This window comes from Hungatella sp. L36 (genome assembly GCF_014288035.1).
The window spans coordinates 104753-126642 of the sequence record NZ_JACOPC010000017.1; the positions used below are offsets into that span (position 1 = coordinate 104753).

A 21890-nucleotide genomic window follows, 5' to 3' on the forward strand; every position below is an offset into this window, starting at 1 on the left:
AATAGAAAAGCTGTGTATTCGTACGCCCTTTTCCAGGCTCCGGCCTTCGGCGTGTACACACGAGAAAAGAACATATTATTGGGGGAGATCTACTTATGAAAACGAACAACAAATGGGCCAGCAAGATGGGCTTTATCCTGGCTACCGCCGGCGCGGCCATCGGCCTTGGGAATCTCTGGAAATTTCCGTATCTAATGGGGCGCAACGGCGGATTTCCGTTCCTGATCGCTTATCTGTTTTTTATCTGCATCCTGGGTGTTCCCGTTATGATTACGGAGATGTCCCTGGGAAGAAAGACCGGGAAGAATCCCGTTCTCGCGTATGATACGATTCATCCGCATGCCCGGATCGTCGGCTGCTTCGGCGTGCTTGCCGCCTTCGTCATCTTATCCTATTACGCCATTATCGGCGGCTGGATCATCAAATACTTTGCCAGCTATGCCACCACCTTTCAGCCGCCGGCCGATTTCGGTGCGTTTACGGCGAAGCCTGTGGAACCGCTGGTCTGGTTTTTCTTATTCATGCTGATTACCGGCCTGATCTGTTATTTCGGTGTCAGTGGAATCGAAAAGGCCAGTAAATTCATGATGCCTGCGCTGTTTATCATCCTGATAATTATTATTGTCCGCGGCGTCACTCTGCCAGGAGCCGGGGAAGGGCTTGCGTTTATCTTCTCTCCGCGTTTCGATGCATTTAACATTACGTCCGTCAGCGCGGCGCTGGGACAGGTTTTCTACTCATTAAGCCTCTGTATGGGAATCACTATCACCTACGGAAGCTATCTGGACAGAGATATCAGCATTCCTAAAAGCTGCATCAACATCGCGGCCCTGGATACCGTAATCGCGGTTCTCGCGGGAATCGCCATTTTTCCTGCTGTATTTGCCAGCGGATTGGAGCCGGCCTCCGGTCCCAGCCTGATCTTTGTCACACTTCCAAAAGTATTTGATGCGCTGAAGGGCGGATCCGTTTTCGCAACCCTTTTCTTCCTGCTGGTATTTTTTGCGGCCGTGACGAGTGCTGTCGCACTCCTGGAGGTATGCGCCTCCTTCGTCATGGGAACCTGGCACTGGAGCAGAAAAAAAGCTGTGCTTCTCTTAACCACGGCGATCTTCCTTCTTGGAATTCCCAGCTCCCTGTCCTTTGGGCCGCTGGCGGATATCTCCATACTGAACTATAACATTTTCGATTTCGTCTGCATGCTGACGGACAATATCTTCCTGCCTCTGGGCGGCATCTTCATGTGCTACTACGTCGCATGGAAATGGAATCCAGAAAAGCTGGTCGAAGAAATCGAACACGGCGGAGTGCGGTTTAAGCTGGCTAAAGCCTGGATTTTCCTGATTAAGTTTATTACGCCGGTGATGGTGGCGATCGTTACTATCACGGGATTTATCACGATCTACCATACTGTTACGGGCAGATAATCCATACTCCCCCGCTGACTGAATATTTATAGAGATGCAGGAATATATTTAACCATATCTGTTGGGACAAAATATGGAGGAGAGATATGTGCACTGCAATCGCTGTTCAGACACCGCAAAGAGAAGTTTATTTTGGCCGTACCATGGATTTTTCTTATCCACTGGATCCGGAACTGTATTTTATTCCGAAAGGATATGAGTGGAAGAATCTTCTGAATACGCACAAAATCCGGAACCAATATAGTTTTATGGGGATTGGCCAGGATATTTCCAGGGTCTTCTTTGCGGACGGAGTGAATGAGATGGGATTTGCGGCCGCAGTTCTGTATTTCCCGGATTATGCCGCGTATGATCCCATCGCCGCCCCGGATTCGAAGGGAATCTCTGTGGCCGCCATCGAGCTTGTCGGATTTCTGCTGGGCCTGTGTGCTTCCGTGGATCATGCCGCCTCCCTGCTCCGGACCATCCGAATCGTGGGGGTAGAAGACTCCATTACGCACTCCATCGCCCCGCTCCACTGGATTTTGACGGATAAGAGCGGGAAATGTATGGTTGCGGAGAAGACAGCCTCCGGCCTTCATTTAATGGATAATCCCATGGGGGTGCTGTCTAACAGCCCCGACTTCCCATGGCACCTGACGAATCTGCGCAACTTTATGAACGTGACTTCTGTTCAGACTCCTGAAAAAGAGTGGGATTCTGTCAGCCTTACGCCGTTCGGACAGGGCGGCGGCACCTTTGGACTTCCGGGTGACTTCACACCTCCTTCGAGATTTGTGAGGGCGTCCTGGATGAAGAGCCATACTCCGATTCCGGAAAACAAACAGGAAGCCGTCAATACCTGTTTTCATATCATGAACAGCGTTACCATTCCGAAGGGCGCCGTCATGACCTCCCGCGGCACACCTGATTATACGCAGTATACTGCATTTATGAATCTTTCTACGCAGGAATATTTTTTTAGGACTTACGATAACAGCCGGGTTACGGCGGCGAGACTCCCTGCGGCCACTGGCCGTGATTCTAGGGCTGTGTCTCTGGGACGCATAAATAAACCGTCGGTGTTCGACCGGCGGGAGATATAGTGGAGAGAGGTATCGGAGTTGGAGATGTCGAAGCGGGAGGTATCGGAGGCAGAGGTATCCATGGGGACCGTATAATCGGTCGTTTCATACTGCAGACAAACACAGTTTTTATAATTTCTTTTTGATAATTGTATAATATTTATAATGTATAAAACGAAAGGGCACCAGATCATAAACGCTATCTGGTGTCCTTTATACTATTCATGAAACTGTAAATAAACAATATCTATCATAGAATATCTTGAAAATAATTTAGAAAGTTCTTCTTCTTTCTTATTTCTTCGGACTCTTTTTGTTTTTCTTCCTCATCGAGTTCCTGAACCACCTGCGCATCACCTGTTCCCGAAAGAGCTTCAAGCAGCTTGCGTATTTCATTTTGGGCCAGGGAACCCGAACCCAAGGACAGACTCACCATTAAGATGAGAAATAATTTATATAGCTTTTCTTTCATTCATTCCTCCAATTAAATCTTTTCTTTACTCTCATAATAAGCATGTGGCTGATACTCACTATCCGTTTGCATACAAAAAGAAAGCCATCGTTTAACTTTAAAAATGGCTTACAACCACCAGCACACTTGCAATGCTTGGAAAAGGATTTGATTCAATCGTCCAGACGTACCTTTTGATTAATTAATGTCCATTCATCAGGCAATAATATAAACAAGGCCGAAAAGTAAAACAGAAAAACTATGATAAGAAAAAGAAGCGGGCCGAATCCTTTTGGAACAGCTGCTGTTATCATTTCCGCATGAGAATTATTTTTGTTCAAAAATGATGCTTTAAAATGGGTAGTATCGTCATCATTTTCATTGGTAACGATATTTTCAGAAATTGCCATTGTCTCAATTACAGTTGGCTTATCTAATAATTCATAAAGATTATAATTACTACAAAAGAGCACATTCATAGTTAAGCCCATAACAAAAAGAAGCATAATGAAAAAGATTAAAATACGAAACAGGTGATTTTTCTTATTATTTATTCCCATTATAACTCCCTTCTGAGCTGCCTCTACGTTCCATGTGACCAGCTGCATTGATTTTAATTCTATCTATGGAGACGTCAGATAATTCCCACTTATCTTAATTATACAATAGTTCAGACCAGAAATACAGCGGTGCATATTTATTTTTGAAAATACACTGCTATACAATCAAATGAACTTTGTCTACAGTCAGAGGCGGCCGTATAACCGGTCGCTTTTTCATAAAATGCACATGGAGACTCGTGTCTTTAGACATGAGAGGAATTGTGCCCCTCCTGACTTTTTCGCGAGCTCCTTCTCCTTTTTGTTTTTTTGTTTTTCAAACATTTGTTTGCTTCTTACTCCTAATTATGGTAAAATATACTTAGTCCATAAATCTATTATGAGGTATAAAATCTATGAAATCTATTACCATTACTGCTAAAGTCAAACTATACCCTACATCAGAACAGATGATTATTTTGAATAAGACACTGTCCGTTATCCGGGATGTGCTGAACTTTGTCTCCACATTCGTTTTTGGACAGGAAGGAATACGATATCTCGAATTAGACCATGCCTTATACTACCCGGTCAGGCAGCAGTTTGGGCTCCGCTCTCAGATGACTCAGAGTGTATTTAAGACCGTCCTTGCAAAATATAAATCCATGAAAAGCAATGGACACCCCTTTTCGAAAGTATCTTTTCGAAACTTCGAGTATGATCTGGTCTGGAACCGGGATTATTCCATATCGGATCAGTCCGTCAGCTTAAATACCCTTTCCGGCAGGTTACATATTCCCTTTGAACCCAAAGGGATGGAACACTGGCTACATGCCGGCGGACGCTTTGGTACTGCCAGGCTGATTCGGAAAAACAGGAAATATTATCTGCATATTCCAGTCACTCTGGAAGTAGAAAGTATGAATATCTTAAACCATATCGTTGGAATTGATCTGGGTATCAACCATTTGGCAGTATCCTTTGATGATGAAGGGAACACCCGGTTCTTTTCCGGCCGCGCAGTCAAGGAAAAGCGTGCGAAAGCCCTTGCCCTGCGCAAGCGCCTGCAGGCATGTGGAACAAAATCAGCAAAGCGGAAGCTAAAAAAGCTCCGTGAGAAAGAAACCCGTTACGTAACCGCGGTAAACCATGCGGTTACGAAGGCACTTATCTCACAGTATGGAGCCGGAACGCTTTTTATTATTGAGGATTTAACCGGGATACGCACTGCTACAGAACAAGTTCGTTTGAAATCCCGGTACGTCATGGTCTCCTGGGCATTCTATCAGTTCCGTGAGATGCTGGAATACAAAGCTGCGCTGTCACAGTCAGAAGTCCTTGCGGCAGACCCGAAGTACACCAGTCAGAGTTGTCCGGTCTGTGGGAATACGACAAAGGCTAACCGCAGCAGAAAGAGGCATGAATTTTGCTGTACTGCATGCGGTTACCGAAGTAATGATGACCGTACCGGAGCCATAAACATCTACCGTAAAGGATATAATACTCTGTTCGCAGAGGCCTGTTAGGCAGAACCGAAGCAGGCGGGCTGCCGTCAATCAGCCTATTGTAGCCAACGTTTGAGGTAGGAGACATGAATCACATGTCGTACTACGTGTAGTTGAGTTACAAGCCCGTGCCTTTAGACATGGGTAATTGACGTGCCCTATTAACTCCTCACAAGCCATTCTTGACAATTCCGATATTTGTGGTAGACTAATATCTGGCTCTTAATAGTTTGCATACAAACATTTCACATGCAAACTATTTTATCTGAATAAATCATAAGGAGGTCTTATGGATAAAAGTCTTCACTATTTACTGATGGCAACCCACTCACTATTTCAAAAAAAGGTATTCAGCGGGCTCAGCGATTTGGGGCCCGGGCAGCCGAAGATTCTGGACTATCTCGGGCTTCATGACGGAAGTGTGCAGCGCCGGATCGCTCAGGGCTGTCAGATCGATCCGGCCACGCTGACCGGTCTTCTTACCCGTATGGAGGAAAAGCAGCTGATTGAACGCCGAACCGAAGGCGGTGACCGCCGCTCCTTTCACGTCTATTTAACACCGCTTGGCTGGAAAAAGCAGCGGGAGGTAATGGAAGTTTTTCAAAAATGTGAAGAAGAAATCTGCGGCGGACTGAGCGTTTCCCAGACGGAAGCGCTCAAAGAAACACTGACGGCCCTATGCCGCAATATGACTGATTTGGAGGTACTGCAATGACCCGCAGAGAATGGTGCAAACGATATCTGTTTTTTCTCGCCGGACTTTTTATTAACTCGTTCGGCGTCAGTTTTATAACCAAGGCCGCTTTAGGGACTTCGCCAATATCCAGTGTCCCCTATACGTTAAGTCTTGGTTTTTCCCCTACCCTGGGTATGTTTACCCTGTATATGAGTATTGTGCTGATCCTGATTCAGATGATTCTGCTGCGCAAAGATTTCCCCCGCCAGTATCTGCTGCAGATTCCCGTATCCTTTCTGTTTTCCTGGTTCATTGACATGACCATGGAACTGTTGGGATTCCTTTCACCTGCTGCTTACCCGGCCAAGGTCATATGCCTGCTGCTGGGTTGTGCCATTCTGGGGTTCGGAGTATTTATGGAAATGGCCGCAGGCGTGGTCATGCTGCCTGGCGAATGCTTCGTCAATGCCATTTCCAGGACATTCCATACTGACTTCGGCAGAACCAAGGTGGCTTTCGATACCTCAATCACCGTTGCCGCCGCCATCATTGGCATCGTCCTTTACAGGGAACTGGCCGGAGTGAGGGAAGGGACCATTGTGGCCGCTGTCCTTGTGGGGATGATCGCCCGCCGTCTAAACTGTACCATCGGGCCAAGAGTCAATCTCCTGCTGGTGCGGTAACACGGCCGGTCTCCCCCATTTACCCTGGCTGCCACAAAACAGAGCGGCGCCAGGCTTCAGCACCCAGCTGATTTCTGCCAGCGCTTTTTTAAGATGAGGCATGATATGCAGTACATTGGAGATAACTGCTCAATATCTGCCTCTTTCCCTGCATTTACTTTTCCCGCATTTACTTTGCGCAGAAGCTCGTCTCATCGAATTCATTGTGCAGCGCTATAGTGGCTCTAAATGATGGAGCGTCATCTTAATTCTTAAAGTAATAAATTCCTTTTACATATCCTTTCTGATCTCTGATCAGGCGATTGCCCTCATACTCAGCACTGCTGTTCCCATGAAATTCAATCTTCTGACAGGTTCCGGTTCCATCTGCAAGATCGTCAAACTGATAGCCGGTTCCCGTATCAGCTCCCTTCAGCACATAGATATCCCCTTTATATACAGGTTTCATTATCATACCCAACATATTTTGTGACACCGTATAGCCGCCGTCATAAGCCCCCTCATCCAGATGCACACGGATAAGTTCAGACCCTGAACCCTGAGATCCGGTCTGCAAGGCTATCTGATAGTTAAAATATGAACCTTCATTCAGCTTCTCCAAAAATGCAGTCTCTCGGGTCAGCGTATTGACAGTCACCTCAACGCGTTCTCCCAGTTCCATTTTCCTGTGTTGTTCCTCTGAAATGGTAACAGGAAGAGAGATGGTTCCCTGCACACAGTAATAGATCCCTTTATCCACTGCATTCTGACCAAATTTCATACCGATCACCTGCGTATAGGGAAGCAGCTTCAAGTAGGGAGCCGTTGGAAGCTGGTTATAGGCCTCGCGATACTCCTGTACCTTCTTCTCATCAAAATGCGCTTCCGCATTCTTCACAAACTCCAGATTCTTTTTTTCCAGAATGGTAAGCGCCTCCTCGTCAAAATCCTCCGGCTCCACAAGCCCCCGGTACCAGTCTGTCCCTTCAAAATAGGTCTTCAGTTCATCATCCTGAAATTTTCGTCCATACGTAGCATAAAACTGGTTCCGAAGCAGCCTGAGCGTTTTCTGATCCAATCCGGCCAGATCCGTCTCATTCAAAAGCCTTCCTAACGAATCCGGCAGTATCAACTGATTATTCCACGTGATCCAGTCACAGTAATCACCCGTTTCCGCGCCCTCTCCTTCCAGTGTAAACGCATTATCAGCAGTGAATCGCAGGACGTACGTTTTCATATTTCCCCCGCCATCTGTACCGTTTAGCGTATATTCCTGAATATCAGGCTGATAGTACATATCTGCTTCCATTAACAGATTCCACGCATGCTTAAAATCGAGATTTCTGCAAAAAATATTTACAGTCAGCTTTTTCGTATTCGTTCCGTGGTCTCCTGGAACAATATGCGCAATCAGGCGAACCTGACAGGCCCTGTAATACGCCTTGCAGACAGCCGGTGCGATAATATCTGTTGATGATAACGCAGAATTCTGCCCGGTAGTTTCTGACACTGCCACTGTTTCAGATGCATCTTCTATGTAAGTGCCATTGTTTTTGACGTTGTCTGTGTTTTTTTCTGTTTCATCCGAGGATTTAGTGCCGCTTGAATTATTTGTGTTGTTTGTATTATCTGTGTCGTTTGTATTATCTGTGTTGTTTGTATTATCTGTATTGCTTACACTACTTCCACCATTCTCCCCCTCCTCCTGGCATTCCCCATCTCCCTCACTTCCCACCGTCTCAGACGCCATTCCCATTCCCGCTCCTGCTCCCGCTTCCGCGTGTATTCCGTCCTCCCTCATTCCGCACGCAGTCAGTGCTGCCGCCATAAAAGCCAGTACAACGGCCAAAACACCCGCCACCTTTAATTTCATTTTTACTTTCATAATTATTTTCGCCATCATTTTCATGATTATTTTCATACTCATGTTCATTCCCCCGCTCCATCTCACCCTCATACAATCTCCCCCGCTCCTATTCCGCCTTCTCAGGCAGCAATATCCTCAGCTCAAACCAATGGTTCTTCACCGAGGCCGTCACCGATCCCCCGTATTTTCTGGCCGTGCTCTGAATGCTCTTCAAGCCATACCCGTGAAACCTTGTGTCCTTCTTCGTCGTGACCGGCATTCCGTCCTTGAGCACCGGCTCTTTTTCACAGTAATTTTCCACGCGGATCCGGACAAACCCTTTCTGTTTCACCACCGATAAATGAATCAGCCTCTTCTCGCTCTCTTCCTCCGGAATCTGTCTGACGCTCTCGATGGCATTATCCAGCGCATTGCCGAACAGGCTGCTGATATCGATGGTATCCATGAAATGCAGCGCCCTGCCATCGGCCACGCAGGTAAGGCTGATATTCTGCCCCTGGCAGTAGATGCTTTTACTTGTAAGAATCGCATCCAGCACCTCATTTCCCGTCTTATTCTGAGTTTCATAGATCTTGATCTCCCGCTCCATTCTGTCCAGGCAGTCCGTCTTCTCCTCGGAGCGCACTTCGCTTCGCAGCACCGCGATCTGGTGCTTTAAATCGTGGTATTTCTGATTCACCATATCGATGCTTTCCTGGGAGATCTGATAGTTCGCATACTGCATCTGCAGCATTTTCTGCAGCGCGTCTACCTCAAATTTCATCTGAAGCTCCTTCACCTGGAGATGGTATGCGTAGAGGACGGCCACCCCACCTAAATCCACAAATGTCCGAATAATATAAATTTCCGACAGGAAACGGCTGCTGAACGGCGTGTTGTCATAGACATAGCTTAAATTGCTCATCAGATAGATTCCTGCGCTGAGAATGATTGCGGAAAAACACTCCCTTCGTGTAATCCGTATCTCCACCTCATCCGAGGACTGCTTCGTATCCAGGAACCAGAACACGGCAAATACCACGGCATAGACCACAGCAATCAGAAGGAGGCTGGTAAGATAGGAACGCTTCAAATGCAGCCCCGCCACCGAATAGAAGTAAATCTGCCAGCCCAGGGAGGCCGTAAACTCCCCGCAGATAAATGCCCGCGCACAGTAATATCCGGCTACTGTCGGCGTAAAATCCGCACACGTATAGATTTGGAGGAACAGTATAAAAATGCATAAGGCCATGATCGGCAGGAAGAAAATTCTGTCCGGATTTGCCGTCACCGTCATGAGAACCGTGATGGCGATCAGGAAGCAAAGCTGAACGCCCCACCAGCCCCGGCTCTTTATGCGCTTCTTATTCTGCATCACAATCAGCAGGGCCGACAGCCAGTATGCGATTGCGTAATAGTATCCTGGCGTATCCGCCAGGTTCATCGTATTCATCTTATTTTCCCACCTCGTTCATGTAATCGTTGAGCACATCCAGAAACGCTTTCTTTCTGGAACGGCTGACCAGCACGGGGACTCCGCCCACGGTCGCTATGCCGTTCTGGAAATTCTCCACATGTTCCAGATTGACGAGATAACAGCGGTTGCACCGGAAAAATGTATTGCTGTGAACCGCATCTTCGACCTCGTTCATCGTGCCCTTCGAACGAAACTTCCCCGCTGCCGTATAATAGATCAGATCGTGATCCTGCACCTCCACGTAATAGATCTGGGAAATATCGATCTTCTGCATTCCCCCTTTTACCGCAATTGTCAGATACTTCCTGTCCCTCTTCTTCATACGCACCAGCGCCCTGTCGATCCGCTGGGAAAATGCGAAATAGGACACCGGTTTTAAGACGTAATCCAGCGCGTCCACCAGGTAGCCCTTGATCGCATACTGGGGCATATTGGTGATAAAAATAATGACGACTTCGCTGTCATGCTCACGAATCTTTTCCGCCGCCGTCATTCCGTCCATAAACCGCATCTCAATATCCATCAGAATGATATCGTACTCCGCTTTATAATCTGTCGCAATGTCTTCCCCATCCTCAAATACCGTAATCTTTATTTTCTCCCCACTGTCCGCTTCATAGTGACGCAGATGCTCTGTCAGGCTTTCCGCATAATTCCGATCATCTTCTACTAACGCAACATGAATCATGGACTTTTCCCCTCTTTCTGCTACCCAATACTTTCCTATTAAATTATATACCACAAAAGAACCCCAGAGACAACCGTCTGGCTGTCTCCAAGATTCCTTCTCTCGTTGCAGTTCACAACCCCGTCATCCTCTGCTTCCCGGTCTGCCCCGGCTGGCTCATGGGCCGTTTCCAGTTCAAGTTTCGGGGATAAGCACTTCTAAACGTGCAGAATTTTTCTAAAAACCAGGGGAAATTCCCAAACTCGCTGCGCTCAAACAGGTGGGAATTTCCCCTGAACGAAAAATCCTGCGCGTTAAGAATTGCTAATCCCCTGCAAAGTCACTGGAAACGGCCCATGAGCCAGCCGGGGCAGACCGGGAAGCAGAGGACGACGGGGCTGTGAACTGCAACCTTCTCTTCCGTTTCTGTCCCTTACCGCTCCTTTACGACACGGAAAAAAGATGCAATAATGTTAAATACAATGGCCAGCAGACAGAATACCATGCCGATGACTGCACTCTTCATATCCGCCATAGTCTGTGCGTTGTTTTCAAACGTCATGATCGAGGCGATACCTGCCACGCGGCTCGAAATGAAGAGAACCAGTGCTGCCGTGAGCAGAACCCCGGCGATCACAGGCAGGAGGTCCAGATAGATTTTCGATCCGGCCCTTTCGTATCCGATGATGTAAACCAGCTCCAGCACACAGGCCGCCGCCAGACACACCACCTGAGACAGACTGACTCCCAGATTTCCGAAATAATCCGTATTGCAGTTTATATAATAAAATACCAGCCCTGCAATGGCAAATACCGTTGTTATTGCCGCAAGGTAAAATCCCGCGGACTGCTTTTTCAGAAAATTCATGCTTCTCCCTCCTGGCTCTCTTTCCGTTTTACACTCCTTAAGTACATGGCTGCTCCGCCCAGTGTCAGCAGCGCAAACACAATCCATGCCGCCGTCAGTGCGTTGTCATACCAGGTCCTCACGCTTACAATGCGGGAAGATTCTGCAAGGCCGTCCATCGCGTTGGAATTGGCCAGCGCATAGTTCTGCCAGAGCATTACATTCTTTAAATCCTGCATCATGGAAGCGTCTTTGCTGACCGCGTCCACGGTCCAGTACGGCCACTTCGCGGTGACTGCCGCAATGTCATTATCGCCGGTGTTGCAGGTCATCGTAACGCCGCAGTGAACCGCCTCCTTTAACACGCTGTAGTTGGCGTCCTGGATAAAGTCTTCCGACATCAGTCCCTGAAATCCCCATTCCTTATGAAGAATGTTCATGAGCAGTCCGTAATGCGCGTTGCCCGCCGTGCATCCAATCCGGTTAAAGGTTGTCATGACTCCCAGCGCGCCCGCATCCTCGATGCTGGCCTGGGTACCGCGGAGTTCATTTTCGCGCAGCTTCTGTTCCGTCATGAAAGCGCTGATACCCGACCGGTTGATCTCCGTGTCATTGGCTGCAAAATGCTTCGGAGCGATGATACATCCGTATTCCTTTCCTGCCGCGATGTAAGCCGCCGCCTGATAAGCAGTCAGCACCGCATCCTCCGAGTAGTACTCATGGTTTCTCGCATTGTAAGGCAGACGGTGCAGGTTGGTCCCCGCACCCCAGAAGATCGGTAAGTTGGACCAGATCGAATAATTTCCGATCACTCTGCCGTATTCCGCGGCCAGTTCTTTGCTGAAGGTCTGTGCAATCACGGTTTCGTTGCACATGGTTCCGAATTTATAGCTTAAATTCTTGTCGTCGCTGCTGACTGCGTAAGGATCTCCCGATTCGGCATCCGTATTTGCATACTGTCCGAGTGTGTAGGAATTAATTCCGTTAGGCCCGTCGTTCTGAACCGCCTCCGGGGACACGATGGATTCGATCGTCTTCGTGCTGGTGCCTCCGAAACCGGTACGGATCATGGCTTCTTCCAGCGTAATCTGGTCGATCAGCTGCTGCCATCTGGGATCATTGATATCTTCCACTCCCTTTAAGGCCGCAAGCGTCAGGCCGTTGTCCGCGCCAAAGGTAACGGAGGATGGATCCCCCTGTTCCCGGATCTCCACCAGGTCATTTTTAAGGACTTCCAGCATTTCCTCTGTGGCAGTTAAATCCTTATAGGTTTTCGGCCACGTACCGGACCAGTCGCTTCTCGTTAAGTAAGTAACCGTACCGGGCATATAGTAATTTAAATCGGCGTCGCCAAGCTGATTCTCGACCGCGGTTCCATTGGCACTGTATGCAAAGGTTGTGGAATCAAAGGAATCCAGCGTCCATGTTTTCACACAGTCTTGATTTCCGTCTTCCGTCATGCCGTCCGAGACGGTCTTTCCCTGCGCCGCAAGCACGTTGTTTACCGCCTCATGGGAGCCGTTGCCCAGCGTAAAATAGTAGGTCCCGTCGTCTAAGATAAAGCAGCCTTTCGTCCCCGCCTCATTGTCACTGGCGCTGTCCCAGCTGGTCATATCCTGCGCGTCCGCTGTGATCGTGACCGTCACGGATTCTCCGGGATTTAACAGCTCCGTCTTCGCGTAGTCGAGAAGCTGAACCGCGGATTTCTCTACCTGATTCTTCTGATCGTACTCCGTATAGGGCAGGGAAACGTAAAGCTGAACCACATCTTTTCCCGCAGTGCCGCCGGTATTGGTCACAGTAACCGCCGCCGTCACTGTTTTGGCCGCCAGATCCACTTCCAGGCTGTCCAGGGTCTGGCTGAAGGTCGTATAGGAGAGGCCGTAGCCGAAGGGATAGGAGACTTCCGCATCGTACTGCCAGGATGTGCCGTTTACACTTCCCACCGCATCGGAGGCATTTCCCTGTCCCAGAACGCAGTCCGCATACCTCGTTTCATAATATTTATATCCCGTATAGATGCCTTCCGCTTCCACCAGCGCGGAATTAATGGAATAAGCCGAATCCGCATTGGTGTATTCGAAATTCCCGTAATTCTGTGCGGCCGGAGAATTGCTGTTCTTTACCGCGTACGTATCGGTCAGATGGCCGGATGGATTGGCCGCTCCGCTTAAAATATCGGCCACACCGTAGAATCCGTATCCGCCCGGAAGTCCGATCTGTAAAATGGCATCCACACCCGTGTTGTTCTTGATCTCGTCGATTTCCATGGCGCTGGCATTGTTCAAAAGCACGATGACCTTTCCGCCGGCTGACTTTTTCGCATCCACCGCGGCCTGAATGATCTCCCGCTCCGTATCCGACAGGCCCAGCGGATCCGTCTGATTTAAGCTCTGCTCCGGATTAACGCCGTCTTCTCCAGGCATATAGTTGCCGTTTTCCGTAGCGGCGCGGGCCAGGGTCACCACCATGACGTTATAATCGGAAAGGCTGTCCTTCCATCCCGGAGCGGCGCTGTCCATGGCCTCCTCGTCGGCTTCCAGACTGGTAAAGGTTCCCGTCGTGGAAGGCGCTGTCGTCCGGTAATACGTGGTCTTTCCCCACGGGAGGATGGCTTCTGATTTGAAGCTTTCCTTCATCCCCTCATACATGGACTGTAAAACCGGATTGATTACAAACCCCTTCGAGGCGAAGGCAGTCACCATATCGACCGTATCCGCGTCGGTTCCCGTATTTACGGACAGCGTGCTTCCGAAATCTCCGCCCTGTACCGGATAATAGCTGCTGAAGCCCAGCAGGGATACCTTCTTCGTCTCCGCCTCCGAGAGAGGGAGCGCGCCGTTATTCTTGAGAAGCACGGAGCCTTCCTCATTCATACGCTCTCCAAGATCCTCAATGGCGTCCAAAAGCTCTGTCGTACTCTTATAATCAGAAGCGTATGTATACAGTTCCTCTGCAGAAGCCCCCTCGGTGAGAATCTTCGAACTCTGTGTTCCAAGGAATTTATCAATATCCGTTCGAAATCCGCCGATCACCATGGCTGCGGATAAGGATACTGCCAGAAACGATGCGGTAAGCGTCGTTACCCCCCGCCAGATATGACTTTTTACTTTCATCTTCTACCTCCTCTTATTTAGTGCCCCTGCCTTTTTATCAGCAAGCTTTTTCTGATATTTTTCTTCTTCCCGCTCGTAGCTTAAGCCTTTCTTTCGGCAGTACGCCCTTAATTCCTCTTTGCGGGCCTCCTCTGCCGCACGCTCCGCTTCTTCCTGTTCCATGCGGAGACGCTCTTCCGGCTCGATCCATTGGCCGCCGGCGGCCAGAACCGCCTTCTTCTGGTGCTCCAGAATGATCTGCTGGTCCGCTTTCACATGCTTTTCAACCTTTAAGAAGCCCATCAATACAACGATGGCCGCGTAACAGATCAGCTCGATGGCCAGATAGCAGACTACCAGCATCGTCTGAACGCCTGCGTTCTGCACAGCCGCGGAAGCATCGTATCCGCTGGCCGTTAAAAGGGCATTGATGATGCCATTTCCAAGGCCGGTCATGCCTACCATGATGGCGCCGTATACCGACATGGTGAACCCGTCGCTCCGGAATCCATTTCTGGCCTCCAAGTGGTCCAGCACATCGGACAGCAGCGCCAGTGTCACATACATGGCCGGTATGGAACCGATCCCCTTTAAAATCACACCGACGCAGACAAGCATGAAATTATGGACATCTATAAAGCTCACAAGTCCGCCCACTACGGAGACGGCAAGTCCAATCGTTACGGCCCGCTGTTTTCCCAGTTTATTGGCAATCGGCCAGGCGATTACCATGCCCACTGCCGTCGGAATGCCTCCGATCAGCCCCAGGGTCCCCATGGCCGCGCCTGCTGCCGCTTCGCTCGTAATTCCATCAAACATCCAGCGGCAATAATAACTCATGGAGCCATTTTTTACGAGTCCGCCAAACTGAAACAGCAGGAAATACAGGATAATGATCCACCAGTACCGGTTCTTTACACACGCCTTCAGCTGCTTCATCATGGGAAGCTTCTCCTCCCGGATATCCAGCTTCAGGTTTTCCTCCGTGATCCGCTCCCGCGTAAAATAGTACTCCAGCATGATTCCCAGAAATGTGACGATACACAGGATCACCATCACCATGCGCCAGTTACTGTAGCTTGCCGCGGTGTCGATCACGCCGTCCTTCTCCACAAACAGGAAGCTCTGAAGCAGCATCGGCACCAGTATGCTCGCGCCGATTCCCACCGCCGCCACACCGGAGGCGTTGGAAAAGGTGGCCAGCATTCCGCGGTGGTTTAGATTTCTGGTGGACAGGGCCACCATGGAGCTGTGGGCCGTATAGAAAAATGGATACGCCACGGCGTAATACAGATTATAGGATAAGGCGATCCACACCATCTGCATGGCCGGGCTTGCCCCCTGAGGGGATAAGAATAAGAGGGCGATGGCAATGACCACCAGCGGAGCCGAGAGGAACAGATAGGGCCTCGCCTTCCCCTGCGGCGTCCTCGTATTATCGATCAGCCGCCCCACTACGAGATTACCGATAATAACGAAGATTACGGAGACCATCGGCAGAAATGCCGAGAAACGTCCAAACCGCCCCGTATCCGTCCAGCCAATCACATCGGAATAGTACCGGTTTAGATAGGAGCCAAACACGGCGTTAGATATAAACGCGCAGAACGGTCCAATCAAATATCCCAGCAGCATCTCCCTCGTCTTTACATTGGCTGACGTGATTTTTGTCCGCATCAGCGGATTTTCAAAAAAGTTGCCTGTCTTCATTTCTGTTTCCCTTCACTCATCGTATATTTTCCGCTTCCCAGCGTCCTCTTTGTGCCGCTCGGCATGGTCAGATAACAGACCGTTCCCACCGGCACCTCCACCGTGATGGTAAAGATCCCATTTTTCAGCTCCCATTCGCTGGAAACCGGCCCGTAAGCGGTTATCACACGGCCTTTGGCCCACGTAATGCCGCCTCCCATAAGCGGTTCTATCTGAAAGGACTTATAACCGCCTTCTAACGCTTCTATGCCGGCGATCCGGCGGTATAAGAAGTCTCCAACCGCACCGCTGGCGTAGTGATTGAAGGAAACCATGCCGCCGGTGCCGTCGTCGGCCCCCGTGTTGCAGGTTCCGTCTTCCCGCAGGGCATCCCACCGTTCCCAGATGGTCGTACCGCCCACCTTCATCTCGTACAGCCAGGATGGGCACGTATCGGTCAGAAGCATCTGGCAGGCGTCCTCGCCGTAACCGTTATCCGCCAGGGCAAACAGGACGAAAGGTGTTCCTGGAAATCCGGTGCCGATATGGTAGTCATTATCCCGGATCAGGCGGACCAGATGAGCCGCCGCCTTCTTTTTATCCTGTGCGGATAGCATCTGGTAGTAGAGTGGAAGCACGTAGGCGGTCTGAAATTCGGGTCTGACCGTGCCATCCTTCTCCATCAGAATCTCCCGGTACGCGGCAGAGGTCTCCGCACTCAGCTTTGCATAGTATGCGGCGTCCTCCTCTTTTCCCAGCAATCCGGCAATTTCTGAGACAATGCGGGAAGAGTTGGCAAGGCATGCCGTCGCCGTCCATTTGCCTCTCCCCATCCATGCCCACATGCCGATTCCCGGTGCGCACCAGTCTCCATAGTGGTGAAGCAGCTTCCAGATTCTCCGGTGTTTGCCAAAGGAAAACAGGCCGGCCCAGAATTTGCACGCGCCGATATACCGCTTCATGACGGGATACATGCGGCGCAGGAGATCCCGGTCTCCTCTCGCCCGGTACTCTGCCCAGGGAACCAGGATACAGGCGTCTCCCCAGTGGTCTACCGCCATGGGAATCATGATCTCCCACTGCAGCGGGACCCTCACTAAAGGTACCGTCATGGGAATGCCTCCGCCCCTGCTCTGCTCGGATTTCACATCCCGCAGCCACTTTTCCAGGAAACGGCTCATATTGAAGTTATAGGCGGCTGTCGGCGAGAACAGGGCGATATCCCCCGTCCATCCCATGCGCTCGTCTCTCTGAGGACAGTCCGTGGGAATATCCACGAAATTGGACTTCGCCCCCCACTTTATGCTGCTCTGCAGCTGATTGACCAGATTATGGGAACAGCGGAAGTCCCCTGTCTCCTCAATATCGGAGTACAGCGCCGCCGCCGTCAGCTCCAGGTCCTTTTCTTCGATTCCCTCAACACCCACATACCGGAATCCCATATATGTCATCCGCGGCGAATACGTCTGCTCTCCGTCCACACAGCAGTAGACCGCTTCCTGTCTGGCCGTCCGCAGCGGTTCCGTATAGAGCTCGCCGCCCATCAGAATCTCGGCATGTTTCCAGACGATGCGCTGGCCCTTTCTGCCTCTCAGCCTCGCACAGATCACCCCGGCAAAATTCTGTCCGAAGTCATAGATCAGCATGCCGCTCTTCGCTCTGGTAACCGAGACCGGCCGGAAGAGCTCATGCGCCCGGACCGGCACGCCATACTGCGCCGTTATCTCGGGATGAATGCGGACTTCTTCCAGGGCGGCATTTCTCCATGAAATCTGATCGTATTCCACAGCCGCGTCATACACCTCGCCGTTATAGAATTCCGTCTCCCGGTATCTGCCGTCTTCCGTGACGCTCCACGTCTCATCCGTACCGATTACTTCCGTGCTTCCGTCCGTGTGCACGATACGCAGTTCACACAGCAGCGCCTGGCGTTTCGCATAAACCCGGTTTCTTCTCTTATAAGTAAAGGCGCCCACCGCCCAGCCGCCGCCGACAACCGCAATCAGCTCGTTGGTGTCTCTTAATGAGTCGGTGATATCATACGTCTGATACTGAAGCTGATGCCTGTAGGAAGTAAAGCCCGGTGCAAAATAGTCGTTTCCGACCTTCCCGCCGTTTAACTGCAGTTCATAGATTCCCAGTGCGGTCACATACAGCTTTGCGCTTTTCACCTCTCGAATCCCATCAATCTTCTTTCGGAAGGTCATGGTCTTCGGTGAGATTTTTGCTTCCTTAAAATGATAGGAGCCGTCGGTTATCCATTTCGCCGTCCATGGTGTATGCAGGCGGCCTGTTTCAAAATCCATGCGGGCCTCTGCCGTCTCCCCCGCGTCATCGGTCACATGGACCGTCACCGCATACCGGGTAAATGGCTCAAGCTCCGGCCCGCCATAGGGCACCGCTACCTGGTCTTCCGTCACGGTGCTCCATCCGTTCATCCGAATGACCGCGCTCTTCAGTGATACATTCTCCCGGTCACTCTCCAGGTAGTAGGAAAATCGCGGCCGGGGATTGTCCGTCACGCATTCTTTTGTCAGATTTTCTACTGTCAGTCTGCCTATTCTCAGCATTTTGTTCCTCCTGATACTGCTTGACGTAAGTACGTATTAAATAGTGCCTGAAATCTGTGTCACGTGTGTATCCGTGATGCGGCAGTGCCGCCTGACGCATTTAGGACAGGAGGCTCCGGAACCAGAATCCTGCATTCTCTCACGCCGTCGCTCACCACAGCCTCCACACGGCCTTCGCCATCAGCGCGGATCGCCGCCAGCGCTTCCCCGTAATACGTATCCGTCTCACGGTTTAAGTAGCCGTCCCGGTTAAACGGGCAGGCGCTGCCAAGCCCAAGAAGCGTTCCTTTTGATACCGTTACCCTGATTCTGCCGCGTTCCAGTGGCTTTACCGTGCCGTTTCTGTCTGAGTAGCTGAGCTTCACAAAGCAGATTTCTTTGGGAGCGCACGCTTTCTGCTCCGGTATGGCGTTTAAATACGTTTCATTTTCAGCGGTCTCCAGGGAATTTCTCGAAAGCTCATCACCATTTTCATCGTAGGCCACCGCGGTGATTTTCCCGCTGTAATATTTCGTCTCAAACTGTACCAGCCGGCCCGCCTTTACCCGGCGGCTTCCCACTTTTTTCCCATTGATAAACAGATCTACACGGGCGGCCCGGGCGTATACTTCCACGATAGCCGCATTGCCGTCGCATCCGTTCCAGGACCAGGACTGTCTGGCGTTGCTCATCTTCCAGGCAGAGGGCGTATGCCTGTCCTTCGTATGATTGACCGGACGCACTCCGATCACAGGTTTCTGTTCCAGTTCAAATGCCGCTTTTGTGTAAGCAGCCTCGGCAAGAGGATTTCCGATCAGATCCACACGGCCGCTGCCCGCCGTCATCCAGCCGACACAACCGTTATCCTTCGGCGCATAGTCTTCGTATTCCCAGGCGCCGATTCCGACCTCCCCCATGTAATCCATTCCGGCCCATACGAAATCACCGATAATCCGTGGATTCTTCTTTGCTGTTTCCCAGAAATCATAGGCGTCCGAGCAGAAGGTCTCGCTTCCCAGAATCAGGCGATCCGGGTATTTTCTTAAATCATGGCGGTAACGGAATATCCCATAGTTATAGCCCGCGATATCCATCGCCGCAAATGCATCTCTCGTCTTCCTGTCGCATTCATAAAAGACAGCCCCCAGCTTCATTGTCGTTCCGCCCAGAATGCCAGCCAGATTGTTGAAGAACTCACTTCCCACTGCTTTCTTCTTTTTTCCGGAGTTCTCTGCTTCTTTTTTGGCTTTCTTGTCGCTGTAGACGCCGAATCCGACCGAGCTTAAGAAGTTGAAAAATATGTTGATGCCGCAGGTAACCGGGCGCGTATCGTCCAGACTGTGCAAATATTCGGTCATCATGGAGGTCAGTTTAATTCCCTTTTTCTGGGCCGTCTCGGACACTTCATTTCCAGTGGAGTACATGATCACCGACGGATGATTGTAGTCTTTCTCAACCATATCCTTTAAATCCTGCTTCCACCATTTCGCGAGATAGTTTACATAATCATACTCCGTTTTGTGGATATACCAGACGTCAACGTACTCATCGAGAACCAGCATTCCCAGCCGGTCACAGGCGTTCAGCAGCGCCTTGGAACAGGGATTGTGAGCGGAGCGAAGGGCGTTGTAGCCATTTTCCTTCATAATCCGTACTTTTCGTTCCTCCGCCTCCGGAAATGCGCAGGCCCCCAGGATACCGTTGTCGTGATGGATACAGGCCCCACGGAGTATGACTCTTTTTCCATTTACCGTCAGCCCCTTTTCGGCGTTCCACTCCAGCGTTCGGATTCCAAATGCCACCTCGGCGGTATCCGCCTCATAGGTTACCCGGCACGTATACAGATTGGGATGGCCGCAGTCCCACAGAAGGGCATCAGGAATTTCCACACTCACACCGATCTTTCCCTCCGTATCGGCAGTTCCTCCCGTCACGACACGGCCTTCCCGCAGGATTTCAATCGTCAGGCGGCCCACATCTGTGGTATCCACCAGCACCTCGACAACCGCCGGCCGGATACTCTTCGTCCGTACCTTCAAGCCGTTCATCAGAATGTGCCGTTTTTCAGCGAGATACAGGGACACCGGACGATAGATTCCGGCTCCGGAGTACCATCTGCTGTTGGGCTGGTCCGCGTTGCGGGCAATGACCTCGATCCGGTTTGTCTCCCCGTATTTTAAATATGGATTTGCGTCTACGTAAAAATTCGTATAGCCATATGGGCGGAACGCCGCCTGCTGACCGTTAATCAATACCTCCGCATTGTGGTAGACCCCCTCAAATTCAAAGACCGCATCTTTGTCCTTGTAATCGGCCGGCACATGGAACTCCTTTTCATATAGATAATCGTGTCCCTCAAACCAGCATCCGTTGATACCGCTTGCGCTTTTTTCCGATCGGTTTTCAGCAAGCATGGCGTCATGAGGAAGTGTTACGGGACGGCCGGAAGGGCCGGGCTGGCCGGAATACCCTTTTTTATCGTCAGCTTCGCCGCTGAGATGCCTGTACGTCCAGTTTTCATTAAAATCAATCCGTTCCATTGTTCTTACCCCTCACAGCTTTTTGAATGATCCCATCATAACACTTCTTAGGGATAATGAACCGTCGGATACGCAAACGGTATGTTTTTTAACGTAATTTGGATTTGTTTTTGCTCATAATAACAGCCGGAGTGGGTGGGTGGAAATTCGAGGCGAAGGTTTTTGTATATTATAAACAAATTTTGTTTTCGATTTTTAGCTATTTTTTTATGGTTCTCTTTTGCTTAATTTTTAAGTAAGTATTTATATAAGTATATAATCGAAAAAATAAGAGTTAAAAAGATCTGCAAATCAGACGCTTATTCGCTGATTTGCAGGGCTTTTTAACTCTTATCTAAACTGCTGTTTATATTTTCTTAGTAAAGCATATAATTCTGTTTGCCTCTGTAAAATTCATTGCTCTATGAAATTGTAAGCTGTCATCATTGTCTAATTCACAATCACTGGCAAATTCTTTGCATCCCTTTGATTTCGCCCAGTTTTCACACTCCGCCAGCAGCGCTCCTGCATACCCTTTATGACGAAAGCCTTCTTTTACAAAAATGCCTTCCAAATATCCAACCGGACTCGTTTCTGTTCCTTCCACATAATCATATCTTAATTGGCATTGGGCAAAGCCAACGGGAATATCATTTTCATACTTTAAGAAGAATTGAGCCTCTTCTTTCATGAAGAGGTCTGAGAATTCATTATTTAACTCTTCAACGGAATGATTGCTCCACATCATGGCAGCTAAATTTGCTATTGCAGCTATATCTTTTTCTTCTGCCCTTTTAATCACGGTTATCCCTCCAAACCCAATTTTATCAAGTGCGCATGATCTTTTAAACCGGATATGCTGCTGTACACAAAATAC

16 protein-coding genes are annotated in these 21890 nt (G+C 49.8%); 5 read left to right on the plus strand and 11 right to left on the minus strand.

The annotated features are described in order from the left end of the window. Positions 1 to 95: 95 nt before the first annotated feature. Together H8S80_RS28330 and H8S80_RS28335 are read left to right on the plus strand one after the other, a co-directional pair. A complete protein-coding gene (locus H8S80_RS28330; protein ID WP_117630533.1) occupies positions 96 to 1427 on the plus strand; it encodes a sodium-dependent transporter in 1332 nt (443 codons plus the stop codon). Positions 1428 to 1513: 86 nt separating this feature from the next. After that, positions 1514 to 2512: a choloylglycine hydrolase family protein gene (locus H8S80_RS28335; RefSeq protein WP_025530012.1), complete on the plus strand. Its 999-nt coding sequence runs from the start codon at positions 1514 to 1516 to the stop codon at positions 2510 to 2512. Between the two features lie 229 nt (positions 2513 to 2741). Here H8S80_RS28335 and H8S80_RS28340 read toward each other — a convergent pair whose 3' ends face one another. Together H8S80_RS28340 and H8S80_RS28345 are read right to left on the minus strand one after the other, a co-directional pair. Then, complete coding sequence (locus H8S80_RS28340; RefSeq protein ID WP_002604993.1) at positions 2742 to 2963, minus strand: hypothetical protein; 222 nt, start codon at positions 2961 to 2963, stop codon at positions 2742 to 2744. A 152-nt stretch (positions 2964 to 3115) separates the two neighbouring features. After that, positions 3116 to 3502 carry a hypothetical protein gene (locus H8S80_RS28345; RefSeq protein ID WP_117630532.1) on the minus strand — a complete coding sequence of 129 codons (387 nt, stop codon included), beginning with the start codon at positions 3500 to 3502 and terminating at the stop codon, positions 3116 to 3118. A gap of 395 nt (positions 3503 to 3897) precedes the next feature. On the opposite strand from H8S80_RS28345, the gene H8S80_RS28350 reads away from it, so the two are divergent. From H8S80_RS28350 to H8S80_RS28360, 3 genes are all read left to right on the plus strand, one after another. Continuing rightward, positions 3898 to 5007, plus strand: a complete 1110-nt coding sequence (locus H8S80_RS28350) for an RNA-guided endonuclease InsQ/TnpB family protein (RefSeq protein ID WP_117630531.1) — start codon at positions 3898 to 3900, stop codon at positions 5005 to 5007. Between the two features lie 268 nt (positions 5008 to 5275). Then, complete coding sequence (locus H8S80_RS28355; protein WP_055653212.1) at positions 5276 to 5701, plus strand: MarR family winged helix-turn-helix transcriptional regulator; 426 nt, start codon at positions 5276 to 5278, stop codon at positions 5699 to 5701. Continuing rightward, positions 5698 to 6345: a YczE/YyaS/YitT family protein gene (locus H8S80_RS28360; RefSeq protein WP_117630530.1), complete on the plus strand. Its 648-nt coding sequence runs from the start codon at positions 5698 to 5700 to the stop codon at positions 6343 to 6345. Before H8S80_RS28355 ends, H8S80_RS28360 begins: the two co-directional genes overlap by 4 nt. Before the next feature lie 244 nt (positions 6346 to 6589). Here H8S80_RS28360 and H8S80_RS28365 read toward each other — a convergent pair whose 3' ends face one another. From H8S80_RS28365 to aac(6'), 9 genes are all read right to left on the minus strand, one after another. After that, positions 6590 to 8251, minus strand: coding sequence for a DUF4454 domain-containing protein (locus H8S80_RS28365; protein WP_181987863.1), 1662 nt, complete (start codon positions 8249 to 8251; stop codon positions 6590 to 6592). Positions 8252 to 8297: 46 nt separating this feature from the next. Then, entirely contained in the window at positions 8298 to 9623 is a 1326-nt protein-coding gene (locus tag H8S80_RS28370) for an ATP-binding protein (protein WP_002604995.1), read from the minus strand. Between the two features lies 1 nt (position 9624). Further along, positions 9625 to 10335 (minus strand): LytR/AlgR family response regulator transcription factor, encoded by a 711-nt coding sequence (locus H8S80_RS28375; RefSeq protein WP_055653209.1) that lies wholly within the window; start codon positions 10333 to 10335, stop codon positions 9625 to 9627. A 412-nt stretch (positions 10336 to 10747) separates the two neighbouring features. Further along, positions 10748 to 11182 carry a hypothetical protein gene (locus H8S80_RS28380; RefSeq protein WP_002604997.1) on the minus strand — a complete coding sequence of 145 codons (435 nt, stop codon included), beginning with the start codon at positions 11180 to 11182 and terminating at the stop codon, positions 10748 to 10750. Continuing rightward, positions 11179 to 14277, minus strand: a complete 3099-nt coding sequence (locus H8S80_RS28385; RefSeq protein WP_117630528.1) for a beta-glucosidase — start codon at positions 14275 to 14277, stop codon at positions 11179 to 11181. The genes H8S80_RS28380 and H8S80_RS28385 overlap by 4 nt, the downstream gene beginning before the upstream one ends. A 3-nt stretch (positions 14278 to 14280) precedes the next feature. Beyond that, positions 14281 to 15966: an MFS transporter gene (locus H8S80_RS28390; protein ID WP_117630527.1), complete on the minus strand. Its 1686-nt coding sequence runs from the start codon at positions 15964 to 15966 to the stop codon at positions 14281 to 14283. Then, positions 15963 to 18515 (minus strand): alpha-L-rhamnosidase, encoded by a 2553-nt coding sequence (locus H8S80_RS28395; RefSeq protein WP_117630526.1) that lies wholly within the window; start codon positions 18513 to 18515, stop codon positions 15963 to 15965. Before H8S80_RS28395 ends, H8S80_RS28390 begins: the two co-directional genes overlap by 4 nt. 59 nt (positions 18516 to 18574) lie before the next feature. Next, the gene (locus H8S80_RS28400; RefSeq protein ID WP_117630525.1) at positions 18575 to 21034 is read right to left on the minus strand and encodes a glycoside hydrolase family 2 TIM barrel-domain containing protein; all 2460 of its coding nucleotides are present in this window, start codon (positions 21032 to 21034) and stop codon (positions 18575 to 18577) included. A gap of 346 nt (positions 21035 to 21380) precedes the next feature. Then, complete coding sequence (aac(6'), locus tag H8S80_RS28405; RefSeq protein WP_117630524.1) at positions 21381 to 21815, minus strand: aminoglycoside 6'-N-acetyltransferase; 435 nt, start codon at positions 21813 to 21815, stop codon at positions 21381 to 21383. Positions 21816 to 21890: the final 75 nt, after the last annotated feature.

Excerpts from the sequence above, each read along its gene's own strand:
- H8S80_RS28330 (WP_117630533.1), top strand. The coding sequence starts at position 96 with ATGAAAACGAACAACAAATGGGCCAGCAAGATGGGCTTTATCCTGGCT.
- H8S80_RS28390 (WP_117630527.1), bottom strand. The coding sequence starts at position 15,966 with ATGAAGACAGGCAACTTTTTTGAAAATCCGCTGATGCGGACAAAAATC.
- H8S80_RS28370 (WP_002604995.1), bottom strand. The coding sequence starts at position 9,623 with ATGAATACGATGAACCTGGCGGATACGCCAGGATACTATTACGCAATC.
- H8S80_RS28385 (WP_117630528.1), bottom strand. The coding sequence starts at position 14,277 with ATGAAAGTAAAAAGTCATATCTGGCGGGGGGTAACGACGCTTACCGCA.
- H8S80_RS28375 (WP_055653209.1), bottom strand. The coding sequence starts at position 10,335 with ATGATTCATGTTGCGTTAGTAGAAGATGATCGGAATTATGCGGAAAGC.
- H8S80_RS28400 (WP_117630525.1), bottom strand. The coding sequence starts at position 21,034 with ATGGAACGGATTGATTTTAATGAAAACTGGACGTACAGGCATCTCAGC.
- H8S80_RS28395 (WP_117630526.1), bottom strand. The coding sequence starts at position 18,515 with ATGCTGAGAATAGGCAGACTGACAGTAGAAAATCTGACAAAAGAATGC.
- H8S80_RS28345 (WP_117630532.1), bottom strand. The coding sequence starts at position 3,502 with ATGGGAATAAATAATAAGAAAAATCACCTGTTTCGTATTTTAATCTTT.
- H8S80_RS28380 (WP_002604997.1), bottom strand. The coding sequence starts at position 11,182 with ATGAATTTTCTGAAAAAGCAGTCCGCGGGATTTTACCTTGCGGCAATA.
- H8S80_RS28350 (WP_117630531.1), top strand. The coding sequence starts at position 3,898 with ATGAAATCTATTACCATTACTGCTAAAGTCAAACTATACCCTACATCA.
- H8S80_RS28360 (WP_117630530.1), top strand. The coding sequence starts at position 5,698 with ATGACCCGCAGAGAATGGTGCAAACGATATCTGTTTTTTCTCGCCGGA.
- H8S80_RS28365 (WP_181987863.1), bottom strand. The coding sequence starts at position 8,251 with ATGAGTATGAAAATAATCATGAAAATGATGGCGAAAATAATTATGAAA.
- H8S80_RS28355 (WP_055653212.1), top strand. The coding sequence starts at position 5,276 with ATGGATAAAAGTCTTCACTATTTACTGATGGCAACCCACTCACTATTT.
- H8S80_RS28340 (WP_002604993.1), bottom strand. The coding sequence starts at position 2,963 with ATGAAAGAAAAGCTATATAAATTATTTCTCATCTTAATGGTGAGTCTG.
- H8S80_RS28335 (WP_025530012.1), top strand. The coding sequence starts at position 1,514 with ATGTGCACTGCAATCGCTGTTCAGACACCGCAAAGAGAAGTTTATTTT.